This window comes from Variovorax sp. OV084, from assembly GCF_900111625.1.
Classification (GTDB): domain Bacteria; phylum Pseudomonadota; class Gammaproteobacteria; order Burkholderiales; family Burkholderiaceae_C; genus Variovorax.
Genome location: NZ_FOII01000002.1, coordinates 342,353 through 356,583, shown reverse-complemented (window position 1 = coordinate 356,583; position 14,231 = coordinate 342,353). Strand labels below are relative to the sequence as shown.

Here is a 14,231-nt window from a genome sequence, read left to right as displayed (position 1 = left end):
CCGAAAGGCGTGAGGCCACGACATTCTCGGCGATGCACCACGGGAACCTCGCCTACTCGGGGACGGGCGGCCCGCCGCCTTGCCGGAGCTGGAACTCCGGCTCAGAGTTCTCTTCAGGTTCCACATCCGGTAACGAACTTCACGCAAGGGCCTCAATCGAGAAACCCAACGCGTACCGGCGTGGCCTTCAATGCAGTACCGGCTCGCAGGAGGCGAACCCCGGTTTCACAAACACTCCAAGGAGAACTCACATGACGAAGACATTGGCGATCCTGCTGGCCGCATCGGCCATCCTGGCCGGCTGTGTGGTCGCACCCTACGACCGTCCGCCGCCGCCGCGCGGCCAGCACTACGGCGATCGCGATCGCGACGGCGTGCCGAACCGCTATGACAGGGACCGTGACAACGACGGCGTTCCCAACCGCTACGACCGCAATCCGAACAACCCGTACCGCAACTGAGCGGCAACGAAAGAAAAGGCCGCGAAGCATGGCGCTTCGCGGCCTTTTTCATGGAGCTGTGCGGGTCGGCTACACCGGCCGGCGCGCCATCAGTGCCCAGATGCCCGCCGCACTCAGCAGCGAGCCACCCGCGAAGTTGAAGCGCCGCTGCGCGCGTGGCGACGACAGCAGCTTGCGCGCCGAGCCAGCGAACACTGCATAGAGCGTCGCGTTGGTCGCCGCCAGCACCACGAAGGTGACGGCCAGCACCCAGAGCTGGCGCGTCACGTCGGCCGCCGGGCTGATGAACTGCGGCAGGAAGGCCACGAAGAACACGATGCCCTTCGGGTTCAGCGCCGTCACCAGGTAGGTGTTGGCGAACAGCCGCAGCCGCGAGGCGGGCGCGGCCGGTGCGGCCACCTCGGTGGACGAGATGCCCGCGCGCAGCAACTTGATGCCGAGGTACAGCAGGTACAGCCCGCCCACGCACTTGACTACCGTGAACCAGAAGGCCGAGGTGGCCAGCAGCGCACCCAGCCCCAGCAGCGACACCACCAGCGCCGTCGAGTCGCCGAGCGCCACGGCCGCCACCAGCGGCACGTTGGCGCGGCGGCCGTGCGACATGGAATAGCTGATCACCGTGAGGATGGTCGGCCCCGGAATGATCAGCATGACGGCGGAGGCCGCGACGAAGGCGAGCCAGAGTTCGATGGGCATGTGTATATCTCCAGATGGTGGTTTGTGCGGGAAGCGGTTCTCTTCGTCAGATTCCGATGGCTGTGCGCGCGACGTGCCAGGTGCCGCGGTGTCCGTCCACGTAGCTTATCGGCGAGTTGGCGAGGTCGTCGAGGTCCATGTCGTCCAGGCAGGTCACGTTCACGCCATAGGCGCTCGCGCCGGTCTCGGGGGAATGGCCCACGCCGAAGGAGCGCACGCTGCAATGCCTGCAGACGATGTAGTGGCTGTTGCGGGTGTCGAGCATCTGCTCGCTGAGTTCGGATTCGCCTTCGATCAGCCGGAAGGCATCGGTCGCAACGATGGCGGGCCAGAAGCGGGTCTTGGTGCAGATCGAGCAGTTGCAGCGCAGGGTGCCCAGGCTCAGGTCGATATCGGCTTCGAATCGAACGGCGCCGCAATGGCAGCCGCCCGTGTAGGTCTTTTTCATACGCTCGGAATTCGCATGGTGGTGCTGGAGAGCACCATATCAAAGGCGATGCCGCGACGCTGGCAGCAGGTTATCCGGCGGTGCTGCTGCCGAAGCGCACGGCGGCGCGGGCCTTGGCGCGCTCGGCCTCGATGGCCCGATCGCGCGGCTCGGCCGTGGTGACCAGCGAGTCGATAAGCCGCGCCGCGGTGGCGGCCACCTCATCGACAGCGCGTTCGAAGGCTTCCTCGTTGGCCCTGGACGGCACGCTGAAGCCGCTGAGCTTGCGCACGAACTGCAGCGCGGCGGCGCGGATCTCCTGCTCGGTGGCCGGCGGCTCGAAGTTGTAGAGGGTCTTGATGCTGCGGCACATGGGCACTCTCCATTTGGTTCATGCGCGACATTCATGCACGGATTCGCGCTTCCAGTTGCTGTTTTACCGCCGGCCACTCGTCGTCGATGATGCTGAAGCGCACCGAATTGCGCTTGCGGCCGTCCGGCATGATCCGTTCGTTGCGCACGACGCCTTCCTGCTTCGCACCGAGCCTAAGAATGGCCGCGCGCGACTTGGCATTGATCTCGTCGGTGGTGAGCTGTACGCGCACGCATTGCAGTTCTTCGAAAGCGTAGCGCAGCATCAGCAGCTTGGCCTCGGTGTTGACGAAGGTCTTCTGCCATGAGGCCGCGATCCAGGTGCTGCCGATTTCCAGCTTGCGGTTGATGCGGTCGATCTTCCAGAAGCGCGTGGAGCCGATGACCTTGCCGGTCTCGCGCAGCACGGTGGCGAAGGGCATCACGGTGCCGGCGTCCCGGCCGGCGAGGGCGTTGCCGATGTAGGCATCGACGGTTTCGGCCGAGGGCACGACGGTGAACGGCAGGCTCCAGAGTTCGCCGTCAGAGGCTGCCTCGACGAGCGCCGCCGCGTCGGAATCGAGCAGCGGGCGCAGCAGAAGGCGGGGGCCGGTGAGTGAGGGTTGCGCGAGCGACATGAACAGGACGATAGCCGATGACCCCGGGGCAGGGCAGCCACCAGTGGACGGCAGCGGGCCAATGCCCATAATGTGCCGGTCGTCCCAAGCCCCATGGCGTGGAGGAAAACCAAGATGTCTGCTGCCATGTTTGCCGCCCTGTTCTTCACGGTGGCACTTCTCGTCACGACGGCTTACTTCATCATGGGTTCCATCCCGCTCCTGGTGCTGAAGCACGACACGCCGCTCGACGCCCGCTTTGTGCGTGGCTTCTTCAACATCTACTACCGCGCCGCATTCGTTACCGCGGCTGCAACGGCCGTCAGCTTTGCATTTGCGGGTCGCCCGGGGCTCGCGGTGGGTGCTGCGGCGCTGGCGTTGATTGCCGTCGCGCTGCGCAAGAAGGTCATTCCCAAGATGGACGCGCTCGGGGCGCAGATCCAGTCCAACTACATGGATGCGATCCCGGGATTCCGCAGGACCCACATCACCGCAATCCTGATCAACCTCGCCCAGCTCGTGGCGATCGTGTGGAGCCTTATCGCCTTGAGCCGGTAACGGGCGGCTCAGGGGGCGATGAAGTGCGCCGCACGCTCCGCCACCATCACCGTCGGTGCATTCGTGTTGCCCGAAACCATGCAAGGGAACACCGAGGCATCGGCCACATAGAGGCCTTCGATGCCATGAACCTTCAAAGTCGGGTCCACGACTGCCAGGTCGTCGATGCCCATCTTGCAGGTGCTGGTCGGGTGATACAGGGTGGATGCGTGGCCGCGAACGAAATCGCGCAGATGCGCATCGGTGACTGCGCCCGCACTGGCTGAAATCTCATTGCCGAGGTGTTCGGCGATGGGCGCCTGGCGCAAGATCTCTCGGTTCAGGCGGATGCCTTCCACCAGAAGCTGCAGGTCGCTACCCTGCGCGTCGCTGAAGTACCGAGGGTCGATGGCCGGCGCCTCGAGCGGATCGGCGGAACGCAGGCGCAGCTCGCCATGGCTCTGCGGTCGCTGCAGGACCGAGAAAAGCGTGATGCCCGGGCCTGCCGAGAGATGGCGGTTGTGGTCGCGGTTGGCGCTGGGGATGCAATAGAGCTGAAGGTCGGGGTCGCCGGTGCCGGGCCCGACGCGCGCGAAGCCCCCGCATGAAGACCAGTTCGAGGCGAGCGGTCCGCTGCGGTCTTGCTCCCACAGCTTCATGTGGAGCGCCGCTTCCTCGTCCGCAGCCTGTGCAATGCCGAACCGCTCGTGCGTGGCACAGGTGATGGAAGCGTTGACGTGGTCCTGCAGGTTCTTGCCGACGCCGGGCAGGTCGATCAACGGGCGTATGCCGACGCGGGAAAGCTCGTCGGCCGCACCGATGCCCGAGTTCAGCAGCAGGTGAGGCGAGCCCACGGCGCCTGCACAGAGCACCACCTCGGAAGAGGCGGTGATGCGTCCGGGAATCCCGTTGTGAAGAAACTCCACGCCGGTCGCCCGCGTACCGTCGAAGATCAGGCGCAGGAGCGTCACGCCGGTGTGCAGGGACAGGTTGGGACGCGCCAGCGCGGGCGCCAGGAACGCACTGCCGGTGCCGAAGCGCGCGCCGTCCTTCACCGTGGCCTGGAACAGCCCGACGCCTTCCTGGCGCGGGCCATTGAAATCTTCGTTCGCCGGCAAGCCGGCTGCCTGCGCGGCCTGCAGCCAGAGGCGCTCCACCGCGTCGACGTGCGCGATGTCGGAGACGACCAGCTCCCCTTCGCTGCCGTGCAGGGGCGAAGCGCCAAGCCGAAGGTTCTGCTCGGACCGCTTGAAGAACGGCAGTACCTCTTTCCAGCTCCATCCGGCGCATCCGGCCGCTGCCCAGCGGTCGTAGTCGGAGGGCACGCCGCGCATGTAGATCATCGCGTTCAGGGCGCCCGATCCACCGACCATCCTGCCTCTGGGCCAGTACAGGCGCCTTCCCTTGCAACCCGGCTGCGGCTCGGTATGAAAGCTCCAGTCCACCTCGGTGTTCAACATCGACGACCACAGCGCCGGAATGCTGGAGGCGCGGGGCGCGGCCCTGCCCGCCTCGAGCAGCAGCACCTTGCGGGCCGGATCGGCCGACAGCCGGTTCGCCAGCACGCAGCCTGCTGTGCCGGCGCCCACGATGATCGTGTCGTACGCCTTCAAAGCGCCGGATGCCGCTGGTGCCAGTCGGTCGCCTGCTGAAAGGCCCAGCCCGCGCGCACCAGCAGTTCTTCCTCGAAATGGCGGGCGACGAACTGGAAGGCAACCGGCGTGCCGGCCTCGGTGAAGCCGCCCGGCAGCGTGATCGTGGGGCTGCCGCTCATGTCGAAGGGGCATGTGTAGCGCAGCATGGCGGACATCAGCGCGGCGTCCTCGCCGAAGGTGGCCATGCGCGCGAGCGTGGGCGACGCCACGCCGTGGGCCGGCACTAGCAGCAGGTCGATGCCCTCGAACATCGCCCGCACCCGGCCGCTGAAGGCATGGCGGTTCAGCACGATCTTCTGGTAGTCCATGCCGCTCTGCGCGCGGCCGAGGTCGAGCAGGCCGGACAGGGCCGGGCCGTACATGTCCTTGCGTGCGGGGTAGGTCGACTCGTGCACCACGGCCGCCTCGATGCCGCAGAGCGGAAACCAGTCGGCGATGACCTGCGCCGGGTCGGGGAAGGCAACTTCGCGCACCTCGGCGCCCAGCTCGCGCACAGCCGCGAGCGCGCCTTCCATCACCTTCAAGGTCTGCGCATCGACGCCCTCGCCATTCCAGCGCGCATCGATGCCCACGCGCAAGCCGCGCAGGCCCCCCTGCATGCCCGCCAGGTAGTTGGGCACGGCCGCCAGGCTCGCGGTCGGGTCCTTGGGGTCGGCGCCCGCGATGGCGCCGAGCATCGCGCCCGCATCGGCGGCGCTGCGCGTCATCGGGCCGATGTGGTCGAGTGTCGCGGCCAGCTCGAAGGCACCGTAGCGGCTCACGCGGCCCCAGGTCGGCTTGAGGCCGGTGAGCCCGTTGGCGGCGCTGGGGAAGCGGATCGAGCCTCCCGTGTCGGTGCCCAGCGAGCCATAGCAAAGCCCCGCCGCGGTCGCGACGCCCGAGCCGCTCGATGACGCACCCGACCAGTGCGCCGCATTCCACGGATTGACCGGCGGCGTGACTGTGGGGTGGTGGTCGGCATATGCGCTCTCGGTGAGCTGCAGCTTGCCGAGGATCACGGCGCCGGCCTCGCGCAGCTTGCGCACGGCCGTGCCGTCCTCGGTGGGCACGAAGTCCCGGTAGAGCGTCATGCCGGCGGCGGTGGCCACGCCCTCGGTCCAGCACAGATCCTTTACCGCGATGGGCACGCCATGCAGCGGCCCGCGGACCTGGCCCTTTGCGATCTCGGCCTCGGCGCGGCGCGCTTCGGCCAGCGCCTGTTCGGCCGTCACGATCGCATAGCTTTTCAGCGCGCCGTCGACCTTGCCGATGCGGTCGAGCTGCGCTTGCGTGACCTCGACCGGCGAGAGCTCCTTGCGCTGGATGCGCTGGCCGATGTCCACCAGCTCGAGGTAATGCAGTTCGTTGCTCATCCATGGACTCCTGTGTATTGACTCATGATTTCGAAATCGCCGAGGTGCTCGCGCGGGATCTCCCCGCCGATCTGGCCGCGCTTGATGACGAGCACTCGCTGCGACACGGCGGCGATGAATTCGAGGTTCTGCTCCACCAGCACGATCGTGAGCTTCATGCGGTCGCGCAGCGCCGCCAGCGTTTCGGCGATCTCCTCGATGATCGAAGGCTGGATGCCTTCGGTGGGCTCGTCGAGCAGCAGCAGCGTGGGCTTTCCGGCCAGTGCGCGGGCCAGTGCCAGCAACTGCTGCTCGCCGCCCGAGAGCGAACCGCCGGGCCGTTCGAGCAGCGGCTTGAGGCGCGGAAAGTCCTCCAGCAGCGCCTCGATGGTGTGCAGCGTGCGCTCGCCGGTCTTCACCAGGCCCATGCGCAGGTTGTCCATCGCGCTCAGCGTCGGAAAGATCTCGCGCCCCTGCGGCACGTAGGCCATGCCCAGGCGGGCTCGCGCATGCGGCGCAAGGCGCGTGACGTCGGCATCGCCGAAGCGCACGGTGCCCGATGTGGCACGCAGCGCGCCGATCAGCGTGCGCAGCATGGTGGTCTTGCCCATGCCGTTGTGGCCGAGGATGCCGACCGATTCGCCTTGTGCGATCTTCAGCGAGATGTCGTGCAGCACGGGGATGGCCCCGTAGCCTGCGTGAAGACCCGATACGTCCAGCATGTTGTGGTGCGCCTTCGGGTTCAGTGCGGCTTCTTGCCGAGGTAGATCTGCTGGATCAGCGGGTCGCTCATGATGCGGTCCGGCGTGTCCTCCTTGATCACGGCGCCCTGGTGCAGCACGGTGACCTTCCTGGCGATCATGCGGATGAAGTTCATGTCGTGTTCCACCACCACCAGCGCATGCTGGCGGTTGATTTCCAGGATGAGTTCGGCCGTGCGCGCCACTTCGGCGTCGCTCATGCCGGCGGCTGGTTCGTCGAGCAGGATCAGCGGCGGATCGGCCGCGATCACCACGCCGATCTCGACCCACTGCCGCATGCCGTGCGCCAGCAGCCCGGCCGTGACGTCGCGGTAGGCATGCATGCCCACGCGTTCGAGCGTCTCGCGCGTGATGCGGTCGGCCTGCGCGGTGCTGTTCAGGCGCCGCGCCGAGAGCCACACGTTCTCCCACACGCTCAGCCCGTTGAAGAGGCTCGGCACCTGGGTCTTGATGCCGATGCCCAGGCGGCCCGGGTCGTGCGGCTGCATCTTCGAGATGTCCTGACCGCGGAACAGGATCTGGCCCGAGGTCGGCTTGACCTGGCCGGTCAGCAGCTTGAAGAAGGTGCTCTTGCCGGCGCCGTTCGGGCCGATCACGCAGCGCAGCTCGGCTTCGGCCAGCGTGAAGTTCACGTCGCGCGTGGCGTGCACGCCGCCGAAGCGCACGTTGAGGTTGCGGGTCTCGATCAGGGGTGTCGTCATGGGGCCGTCTCCGTTGCGGCCAGCGCGTGCGGCGCTTCGACCGGGGCCTTGGGGACTGCCGCGGGCGAGGCCACCTTCGGGGCATGGGCCGGCGTCTTGCGCAGGCGCCGCCACGCCATGTCGATCAGGTCGCCGAGGGTCGGCACGATGCCGCGCGGCACCAGCAGCACGAAGACCACCAGGATGCCGCCGAGCACCAGGTTGGAATTGAAGGTCTGCTGCGTACCGATCTGCGAGGTGAGCCACTGGATCGCGATGCAGCCGACGATCGGCCCGACCAGCGTGCCCAGGCCGCCGACGATGACCCAGATGATGATCTGCGCCGACTGCCCGAGGCCGAAGATGGTGGGGCTCGTGAACGCGCCCCAGTTCGCGAACAGGCAGCCCGCCAGGCCCGCGATGGCGCCGCCCAGCGTGAAGCTGAAGAGCTTGTAGGCGCGCGCGTCGTAGCCCAGCAGCAGCACGCGCTGCTCGTTCTCCTTGGCCGCGACGATCACGCGGCCGATCTTCGAGCTGATCAGCACGCGCAGCCCCAGATAGACCAGCAGCAGGCAGCTGAAGGTGACGTAGAACAGGTCCTTCGGCGTGAGCACCTCGTCCTGCTGCCCGGGCCAGTTGAGCGTCGGTATCGCCGGGATGCCGTTGAAGCCGCCCAGCGGCGCGCTGCCGATGCGCCACTCCGGCCCGGCGGTCGAGTTGATCAGGTTGAACAGGATCAGCGTGACGGTGAGGGTGATGACGCCCATGTACACGTCCGACAGCCGGCCGTAGAAGATCACGTAGCCCAGCAGCGCGGCGAACAGCGCGGGGACCACGATCGCGAGCAGGAAGGGCACGGTGCTGTCGCCCATGTTCATCATCGCGATCGCGTAGGTGTACGAGCCGAGCCCGAAGAAGGCTGCCTGCCCGAAGCACAGGATGCCGCCGAAGCCCCAGATGAAGGCCAGGCTCACGCCGAGGATCGACATGACGGCGTAGATCGTGACTTCGATCAGCGTGTAGTCGTCCATCACGCCGGGCAGGCCGAAGAGCAGCGCGACGCCAACGGCCAGGCTGATCGCCGCGCTGGCCCAGGACTTGGCAAAACGATTCACAGGGACCCCTTGAAGAAACGCCCGGTGATGCCTTGCGGCAGCAGCCGCAGCATCACGATCGCGGCCACGAGCAGCGCCACCTCGCCCAGCACCGGCGTGGTCACGAAGGTCGCGAGCTGGTTGATGGCGCCGAACAGCGCCGATGCGCCGATCAGGCCTGCCAGGATGGCCGGCCCGCCGCCGATCACGGTGATGAAGGCCTTGGCCACGAAGGCGGCGCCCATGGTCGGCACCACGCCCGTCAGCGGCGCGAGCAGCCCGCCGGCCAGGCCGGAGAGCGCGGCACCCACCGCGAAGGTGACCGAGTACACGCGGCTCGGGCTGATGCCGAGTGCGTTCGCCATGTCGGGCTTCTGCATGGTGCCGCGTGCGATCAGGCCAAGCTGCGTGCGCGTGAGCACGAAGCGGATCGCGAGTGACAGCGCCACGGCAACCGCGATGATCACCAGCGTGTATCCGCTGACCGAATAGGCGCCGACGGAGAAGCTGCCCAGCGGCGCCGAGACGCCGGCCGTGGTGTTGCCCGCCACCGAGGTGACGATGCCCACCAGCAGCAGCGACAGCCCCCAGGTGGCCAGCATGGTGTCGACCATGCGGCCGTAGAGGCGGCGGATGACCAGCCGCTCCAGCACCACGCCGACCAGGCCCACCGCGATCGGCGCGACGATGAACATCGCGATCCACAGGTTGATGCCGATCTTGAGCGCCGCGATGACGGCATAGGCACCGAGCATCATGAACTCGCCGTGCGCGAGGTTGATGACCTTCATCATCCCGAAGATGACGGCCAGCCCGGCCGAGACGATGACCAGGCTCGCCACCGCGTAGAGCACCTGGATGAGAACGACGAGTGCGAGATCCATGCCGGTGCCTTGCCTTCAGACCTTGATCACGTACTGCTGGTTGTCCTTCGGGTTCTTCACGAGGTTGCAGACCGCGCTGGTGTCCACCGGGGGCAGCTGCTGAAAGGTCTCGACGATGTTGAGCTGCTTGTTGCGCACCTCCGCGATGCTCACGTTCAGCACGCAGTGGTGGGTTGCCGGGTCGAGCGAGACCTTGCCGCTCGGGCCGTCGATGCTGATGCCGGTCTCCAGGGCGGCGATCATCTTCTCGCGGTCCAGTGAACCGGCCTTCTTCACGCCCTCGGCCCAGAGCTTGAAGCCCTGGTAGGTACCCATCGCGAGTTCGGTGATGTTGGGATAGTCGGCGCCGAAGCGCTTGTAGAAGCGCTCCTTGAAGGCCTTGTTCTGCGGCGTGTCGAGGTTCTGGAAGTAGTTGTAGGAGATGAGAAAGCCGTCGGCCTCGGCCTGCGACAGCACGATGTGCTCATTGCCGCCCGCGAAAGTGGTGGACGCGAGCGGGATCTTCTTCGTCAGGCCCGCGGCTGCCCACTGGCGGTAGAAGGAGATGTGCGCGCCGCCGACCAGCGCCGAGACGATCATGTCGGGCTTGGCCGCCTCGATCTTCGAGATGGTCGGGCCGAAGTTGGTCACGTCGAGCGGGAAGAAGTCGATGGAGGCGACCGAGCCGCCGTTCTCCTGCACGAACTTCTTGACCCATTGCGACGTGATCTGGCCGTAGTTGTAGTCGGCCGCCACCACGTAGACCTTCTTGCCCCACTTCTTCATCGCGTAGGGAATGAGCTTGGCGACGGTCTGGCCGGGCGTGACGCCGGTGCAGAAGGTGTTGCGGTCGCACACGCCTCCTTCGTACTGCGTGTTGTAGAAGTACAGCGTCTTGTTGCGCGTGAGCACCGGCCGGATCACCTCGCGCGAGGCCGAGGTGATGCCGCCCATCACGACCGTCGACTTGTCCTTCAGCGCCGACTGCTGCGCGAATTGCGCATAGAGCTGCATGTTCGACTGCGGGTCGTAGGTGGCCAGCCTGATCTTCTTGCCCAGCAGGCCGCCGGCGGCGTTCTGCTCCTCGACCGCGAGCGTCATGCAGTCGGCCATCGGCTTGCCGTAGATGTCCAGCCCGCCCGACATGTCGACGATGCTGCCGACGACGATCTCGTCGGCGGCCATGGCTGCCATCGGAAACAGCGGCACCGCGGTGCCCGCCAGGGCAGCGGCCGAAGACTGGATGAAGGAACGACGATCCATGGAACTAACTCCTCGTTGCTCGGCGGGCGCAGCCGCCACTGTGTTGTCGGGAAGGGCAGGAACAGAAGAAAGCGGGCGAAAGCGTCAGATGGCTTTCCAGTCGCCGGCCTGCTCGAAGGCATAGGCGGCGCGGTAGATGGTGGCCTCGTCGTAGCAGCGGCCGGTGAGCATCATCCCGACCGGCAGGCCGTCGATCAGCCCGCAGGGCACGCTCATCGAGGGATGGCCGGTGACGTCGAAGGGGCAGGTGTTGGGCAGCACCTCGAAGGCGCGCGTGACCACCTCCTCGATGCTGGCGCCTGGCGCCGGCAGCGGCGTGGCCGTGATCGGCAGCGTGGGCATCAGCAGCAGATCGACATCGGACAGGGCGCTGTCGTAGGCCGCGGTCAGCTGGCGGGCCAGGTTCTGCGCCTTGGCGTAGTAGTGGCCGCGGTAGTGCTTGATGAAATACTCGCCCAGCACCATGGTGAGCTTGAGCGTTTCGGAGAGCTCGTCGGCGCGGTGCTTCCAGCCGGCGTGGAAGTCGACCATGCTGGTGACGTAGAGCCCCTTCCAGTTGAAGCCGTGGCCGTTGTCTTTCATCATCTGCTGGGTGGCGCCCTCGGCGGCAATCGGCAGCCAGATCGCCGGGCCGACCGAGTGCATGGGGACCGACACCTCGCTGACGATCGCGCCCAGCCGGGTGAACACCTCGGCCGCCTTGCGCACCTTGGCACCGACGGCGGGGTCCGACTGGGGCCAGCCGAAGCCTTCCTTGACGATGCCGATGCGCAGGCCGCGCACGCCGTCCTTCATGAGCTCGCTGTAGGGCTTGGCGGCCTGGCCTGCATGCTGGCGGGGGTCGAGTCCGTCGGGGCCGGCCAGCACTTCGAGCATCAGCGCGTTGTCGGTCACGTTGGCCGTCATCGGGCCGGTGTGGTCGATGGTGAGTTCGATCGGCATCACGCCGGTGTAGGGCACCAGGCCGTGGGTGGCCTTCATGCCGTAGATGCCGCAGTAGGACGCCGGCATGCGGATGGAGCCACCCTGGTCGCCGCCGATCGCGAGGTCGACCTCGCCCGCGGCCACCAGCGCTGCGCTGCCCGACGAGGAGCCTCCGGCCGAGTAGCCCATGCGGTGCGGGTTGTGGACCGGCCCGGAGGCACTGGTGTGCGAGCCGCCCGAGAAGCAGAAGTATTCGCAGACCGACTTGCCCACCACCGTGGCGCCGGCATCGAGCAGCCGGGTGACGACGGTGGCGTCGACGTTCGGCACATAGCCTTCGAGCGTGGAGGCGCCGTTCATCATCGGCACGCCGGCGAGGCAGACGTTGTCCTTGAGCACCACGGTCTTGCCGGCGAGCTTGCCCTCGGCCTTGCCCTTGATCGTGGTCTTGACGTACCAGGCGCCGTACTTGTTTTCTTCGCCCAGGGGACGGTAGCCGGGCGTGCGCGCATAGCTCACGACAGGCAGGTAGTCGGGCATCGCGTCGACCGCATCGTAGGCATCGAAGTTGGCCTGCAGCAGCGCGTTGTAGCTGCTGGCCTGCGCTTCGGACAGATGGATGCCCAGGCCCAGGGCAACGTCCTGCAGCTGGTCGAGGGTGGGGCGCTTGATGGCCATGAGCGGACTCCGCGTTCTTCGTTGAGTGGGCGCCGGCAGCCCCGAAGAGGCGGCCGGATCAGCGTTGCGTCGGCCTTGCCGCACCGTGCGAAGCAGCGGGCGCCTACAGGCTCGTCACGGCTTTATTCTGTGTGCCGATATTTTCCAAGTCAAGGATTTTATTTTCCTTGGAAAATAAAACAGACCCGTTCTCAGCTCACTCAAAGTCGCGTGATGACGCGAAACGCATTGCCTTCGGCCCGGGCCAGATAGATCGGCGTGCGGTTCACTCCACCGCCCTGGTAGTCGGCTTCCCGCGCGCTGCGGTAGTGGATCGGCGTGCCGCCCAGGTGTTCCAGGCAGGCCATGGGCTGCCTGCTTCCGGCGAACAGCGCGCCCAGGAAATGCATGCCCTCGTAGGTCGACTGGCCGAAGGTGTTGAGGGTCGGCGCGCGCTCGCCGAAATGCGCGTGGTAGCGCTCCTTGAAGGCCAGGTTGGCCTCCGTGTCGAGCGTGGCGAAGTAGCCGCAGGCCATGTAGAGGTCTTCCGCGTTGTCGGCGCCGATGCCCAGGAGTTCGTTCTCCCCGATGGCGCAGGACAGCCGCAGCATGGCGCGCGACAGGCTCGTGCGGCCGAAGGCCCGGTTGAACTCGATGGCATCCTGTCCGATGAGCGAGAGCAGGACGGCGTCGACGCTGCCCTTGTGGAGCGCGTCGAGCACCTGCGAGAAATCCGTGGTTCCGAAGGGAACGTACGTCTCGCCGACCAGCTCGCCGCCGGCTTGCGCGATGTAGCCGCGCGCCATCCGGTGCGAGACGTGCGGCCAGATGTAGTCGTTGCCGACCGCGAACCAGCGCCGCGGGTGCTTGTGGCGGCCCAGCCAGCCGATCGCCGGCTGCAGCTGGCGTGCGGCGGTCTCGCCGATCGCGAAGACACCTGGCGTGGATTCCCCGCCTTCGTACAGCGGCGTATAGACGATCGGGATCTGCCCCCCCACGGCGCGCAGGATGCGGTGGCGCACGGCGCTGGTGTGCATGCCGATGATGGCGTCGATGTCGCCGGCCTGCACCAGTTCGGTCAGCGTGGCTTCGATGTCGGCCGAATCGCCCGCGGCATTGACGGTCAGCAGCCGGCATGAGCGGCCCCCGATGCCCGCGTCGCGGTTGAGCTCGGCCTGCGCCAGCTTGGCGCAGGCGAGGGAAGAGGGAGCCCATATGCCGGCCGTGCCGCCCAGCGGCACGCACAGCGCGATGTTGAGTTCCTGGCGCGCAAGCAGGGGCCGCGGCCGTTGCGCGCGGGCCGCAATCCTGTTCGATGAGAGGGCGGGCATGGGACGAGTGACCGGTGCGGAGGATGGAAGGACGGCGACTGGGGCTGAGCATGCTGCAAAAATCGCGCCAATACTTTCCAAGGCAAACGATTCTGCGTAGACTCACCCGCATCCGATTCCGACGCAGACCGCCCCGCCGCCCATGCCCGAGCAAGACATTTCCCAGTACCTGGCCTACCTGCTGGCCTCCGCCAACCGGCGCATGCGCATCGGCCTGGCCCAATCCATCGCCGCGGAAGAGGTGACGGAAGAGCACTGGCGCATCCTGCAGGTGCTGGCCGACGAGCAGGGGCGTTCCATGGGCGACCTGGCGGAAACCGTGCTGCTGAACCACCCGGCGCTGACCAAGAACATCGACAAGCTGGTGAGCCGCGGGCTGGTGCAGCGCGCAGCCGACGCCACCGACAGCCGCAGGGTGCTGGTCTACATCAGCGACCTGGGCCTGGAAACGGTCTCGCGCCTGAAGAAAAGCGTGGACGCGCACCACGATGTCATCGAAGAAGCGCTGGGCCCGCGCAAGACCAGCCAGCTCAAGAAGCTGCTCGAGAACTTCATCGACGAGTGCGAAGCGCCCTGACGCGAC

At 66.8% G+C, this 14,231-nt stretch carries 16 protein-coding genes; 3 read left to right on the top strand and 13 right to left on the bottom strand.

The window, feature by feature from the left end; translation table 11 throughout:
• Positions 1 to 251 precede the first annotated feature (251 nt).
• Positions 252 to 461: a thrombospondin type 3 repeat-containing protein gene (locus BMW87_RS07980; RefSeq protein WP_093049198.1), complete on the top strand. Its 210-nt coding sequence runs from the start codon at positions 252 to 254 to the stop codon at positions 459 to 461.
• A gap of 69 nt (positions 462 to 530) precedes the next feature.
• Here BMW87_RS07980 and BMW87_RS07975 read toward each other — a convergent pair whose 3' ends face one another.
• The 4 genes from BMW87_RS07975 to BMW87_RS07960 form a co-directional block, all read right to left on the bottom strand.
• The gene (locus tag BMW87_RS07975; RefSeq protein ID WP_093050364.1) at positions 531 to 1,157 is read right to left on the bottom strand and encodes a LysE family translocator; all 627 of its coding nucleotides are present in this window, start codon (positions 1,155 to 1,157) and stop codon (positions 531 to 533) included.
• Between the two features lie 46 nt (positions 1,158 to 1,203).
• Positions 1,204 to 1,605, bottom strand: a complete 402-nt coding sequence (locus BMW87_RS07970; protein WP_093075662.1) for a GFA family protein — start codon at positions 1,603 to 1,605, stop codon at positions 1,204 to 1,206.
• 70 nt (positions 1,606 to 1,675) lie between these two features.
• Positions 1,676 to 1,957, bottom strand: coding sequence for a DUF2277 domain-containing protein (locus tag BMW87_RS07965; RefSeq protein WP_093050367.1), 282 nt, complete (start codon positions 1,955 to 1,957; stop codon positions 1,676 to 1,678).
• 31 nt (positions 1,958 to 1,988) lie between these two features.
• Positions 1,989 to 2,573 carry a GNAT family N-acetyltransferase gene (locus tag BMW87_RS07960; protein ID WP_093075660.1) on the bottom strand — a complete coding sequence of 195 codons (585 nt, stop codon included), beginning with the start codon at positions 2,571 to 2,573 and terminating at the stop codon, positions 1,989 to 1,991.
• A 114-nt stretch (positions 2,574 to 2,687) separates the two neighbouring features.
• On the opposite strand from BMW87_RS07960, the gene BMW87_RS07955 reads away from it, so the two are divergent.
• On the top strand, positions 2,688 to 3,110 hold the full coding sequence (locus BMW87_RS07955; protein WP_093049210.1) for a hypothetical protein: 423 nt from the start codon (positions 2,688 to 2,690) through the stop codon (positions 3,108 to 3,110).
• A gap of 8 nt (positions 3,111 to 3,118) precedes the next feature.
• Here BMW87_RS07955 and BMW87_RS07950 read toward each other — a convergent pair whose 3' ends face one another.
• The 9 genes from BMW87_RS07950 to BMW87_RS07910 all read right to left on the bottom strand — a co-directional run bounded on the left by BMW87_RS07950 (position 3,119) and on the right by BMW87_RS07910 (position 13,648).
• Complete coding sequence (locus BMW87_RS07950; RefSeq protein WP_093075659.1) at positions 3,119 to 4,702, bottom strand: GMC family oxidoreductase; 1,584 nt, start codon at positions 4,700 to 4,702, stop codon at positions 3,119 to 3,121.
• Positions 4,699 to 6,096, bottom strand: coding sequence for an amidase (locus BMW87_RS07945; protein ID WP_093075657.1), 1,398 nt, complete (start codon positions 6,094 to 6,096; stop codon positions 4,699 to 4,701). The genes BMW87_RS07950 and BMW87_RS07945 overlap by 4 nt, the downstream gene beginning before the upstream one ends.
• On the bottom strand, positions 6,093 to 6,797 hold the full coding sequence (locus tag BMW87_RS07940) for an ABC transporter ATP-binding protein (RefSeq protein ID WP_093049219.1): 705 nt from the start codon (positions 6,795 to 6,797) through the stop codon (positions 6,093 to 6,095). Before BMW87_RS07940 ends, BMW87_RS07945 begins: the two co-directional genes overlap by 4 nt.
• A gap of 20 nt (positions 6,798 to 6,817) precedes the next feature.
• Positions 6,818 to 7,537, bottom strand: a complete 720-nt coding sequence (locus BMW87_RS07935; protein WP_093049222.1) for an ATP-binding cassette domain-containing protein — start codon at positions 7,535 to 7,537, stop codon at positions 6,818 to 6,820.
• Positions 7,534 to 8,631, bottom strand: a complete 1,098-nt coding sequence (locus tag BMW87_RS07930) for a branched-chain amino acid ABC transporter permease (RefSeq protein ID WP_256216699.1) — start codon at positions 8,629 to 8,631, stop codon at positions 7,534 to 7,536. Before BMW87_RS07930 ends, BMW87_RS07935 begins: the two co-directional genes overlap by 4 nt.
• On the bottom strand, positions 8,628 to 9,494 hold the full coding sequence (locus tag BMW87_RS07925) for an ABC transporter permease subunit (protein WP_093075656.1): 867 nt from the start codon (positions 9,492 to 9,494) through the stop codon (positions 8,628 to 8,630). The genes BMW87_RS07930 and BMW87_RS07925 overlap by 4 nt, the downstream gene beginning before the upstream one ends.
• A 15-nt stretch (positions 9,495 to 9,509) precedes the next feature.
• Entirely contained in the window at positions 9,510 to 10,736 is a 1,227-nt protein-coding gene (locus tag BMW87_RS07920) for an urea ABC transporter substrate-binding protein (protein ID WP_093075654.1), read from the bottom strand.
• A gap of 84 nt (positions 10,737 to 10,820) precedes the next feature.
• The gene (locus tag BMW87_RS07915; protein ID WP_093075653.1) at positions 10,821 to 12,338 is read right to left on the bottom strand and encodes an amidase; all 1,518 of its coding nucleotides are present in this window, start codon (positions 12,336 to 12,338) and stop codon (positions 10,821 to 10,823) included.
• Between the two features lie 200 nt (positions 12,339 to 12,538).
• Complete coding sequence (locus tag BMW87_RS07910) at positions 12,539 to 13,648, bottom strand: substrate-binding domain-containing protein (RefSeq protein WP_093049234.1); 1,110 nt, start codon at positions 13,646 to 13,648, stop codon at positions 12,539 to 12,541.
• 142 nt (positions 13,649 to 13,790) lie between these two features.
• Here BMW87_RS07910 and BMW87_RS07905 point away from each other — a divergent pair, with 142 nt between their 5' ends.
• Complete coding sequence (locus BMW87_RS07905) at positions 13,791 to 14,225, top strand: MarR family winged helix-turn-helix transcriptional regulator (RefSeq protein ID WP_093049237.1); 435 nt, start codon at positions 13,791 to 13,793, stop codon at positions 14,223 to 14,225.
• Positions 14,226 to 14,231: the final 6 nt, after the last annotated feature.

Coding starts and splice junctions, on each gene's coding strand:
- BMW87_RS07980 (WP_093049198.1), top strand. CDS start 252: ATGACGAAGACATTGGCGATCCTGCTGGCCGCATCGGCCATCCTGGCC.
- BMW87_RS07975 (WP_093050364.1), bottom strand. CDS start 1,157: ATGCCCATCGAACTCTGGCTCGCCTTCGTCGCGGCCTCCGCCGTCATG.
- BMW87_RS07970 (WP_093075662.1), bottom strand. CDS start 1,605: ATGAAAAAGACCTACACGGGCGGCTGCCATTGCGGCGCCGTTCGATTC.
- BMW87_RS07965 (WP_093050367.1), bottom strand. CDS start 1,957: ATGTGCCGCAGCATCAAGACCCTCTACAACTTCGAGCCGCCGGCCACC.
- BMW87_RS07960 (WP_093075660.1), bottom strand. CDS start 2,573: ATGTCGCTCGCGCAACCCTCACTCACCGGCCCCCGCCTTCTGCTGCGC.
- BMW87_RS07955 (WP_093049210.1), top strand. CDS start 2,688: ATGTCTGCTGCCATGTTTGCCGCCCTGTTCTTCACGGTGGCACTTCTC.
- BMW87_RS07945 (WP_093075657.1), bottom strand. CDS start 6,096: ATGAGCAACGAACTGCATTACCTCGAGCTGGTGGACATCGGCCAGCGC.
- BMW87_RS07940 (WP_093049219.1), bottom strand. CDS start 6,797: ATGCTGGACGTATCGGGTCTTCACGCAGGCTACGGGGCCATCCCCGTG.
- BMW87_RS07935 (WP_093049222.1), bottom strand. CDS start 7,537: ATGACGACACCCCTGATCGAGACCCGCAACCTCAACGTGCGCTTCGGC.
- BMW87_RS07925 (WP_093075656.1), bottom strand. CDS start 9,494: ATGGATCTCGCACTCGTCGTTCTCATCCAGGTGCTCTACGCGGTGGCG.
- BMW87_RS07920 (WP_093075654.1), bottom strand. CDS start 10,736: ATGGATCGTCGTTCCTTCATCCAGTCTTCGGCCGCTGCCCTGGCGGGC.
- BMW87_RS07915 (WP_093075653.1), bottom strand. CDS start 12,338: ATGGCCATCAAGCGCCCCACCCTCGACCAGCTGCAGGACGTTGCCCTG.
- BMW87_RS07910 (WP_093049234.1), bottom strand. CDS start 13,648: ATGCCCGCCCTCTCATCGAACAGGATTGCGGCCCGCGCGCAACGGCCG.
- BMW87_RS07905 (WP_093049237.1), top strand. CDS start 13,791: ATGCCCGAGCAAGACATTTCCCAGTACCTGGCCTACCTGCTGGCCTCC.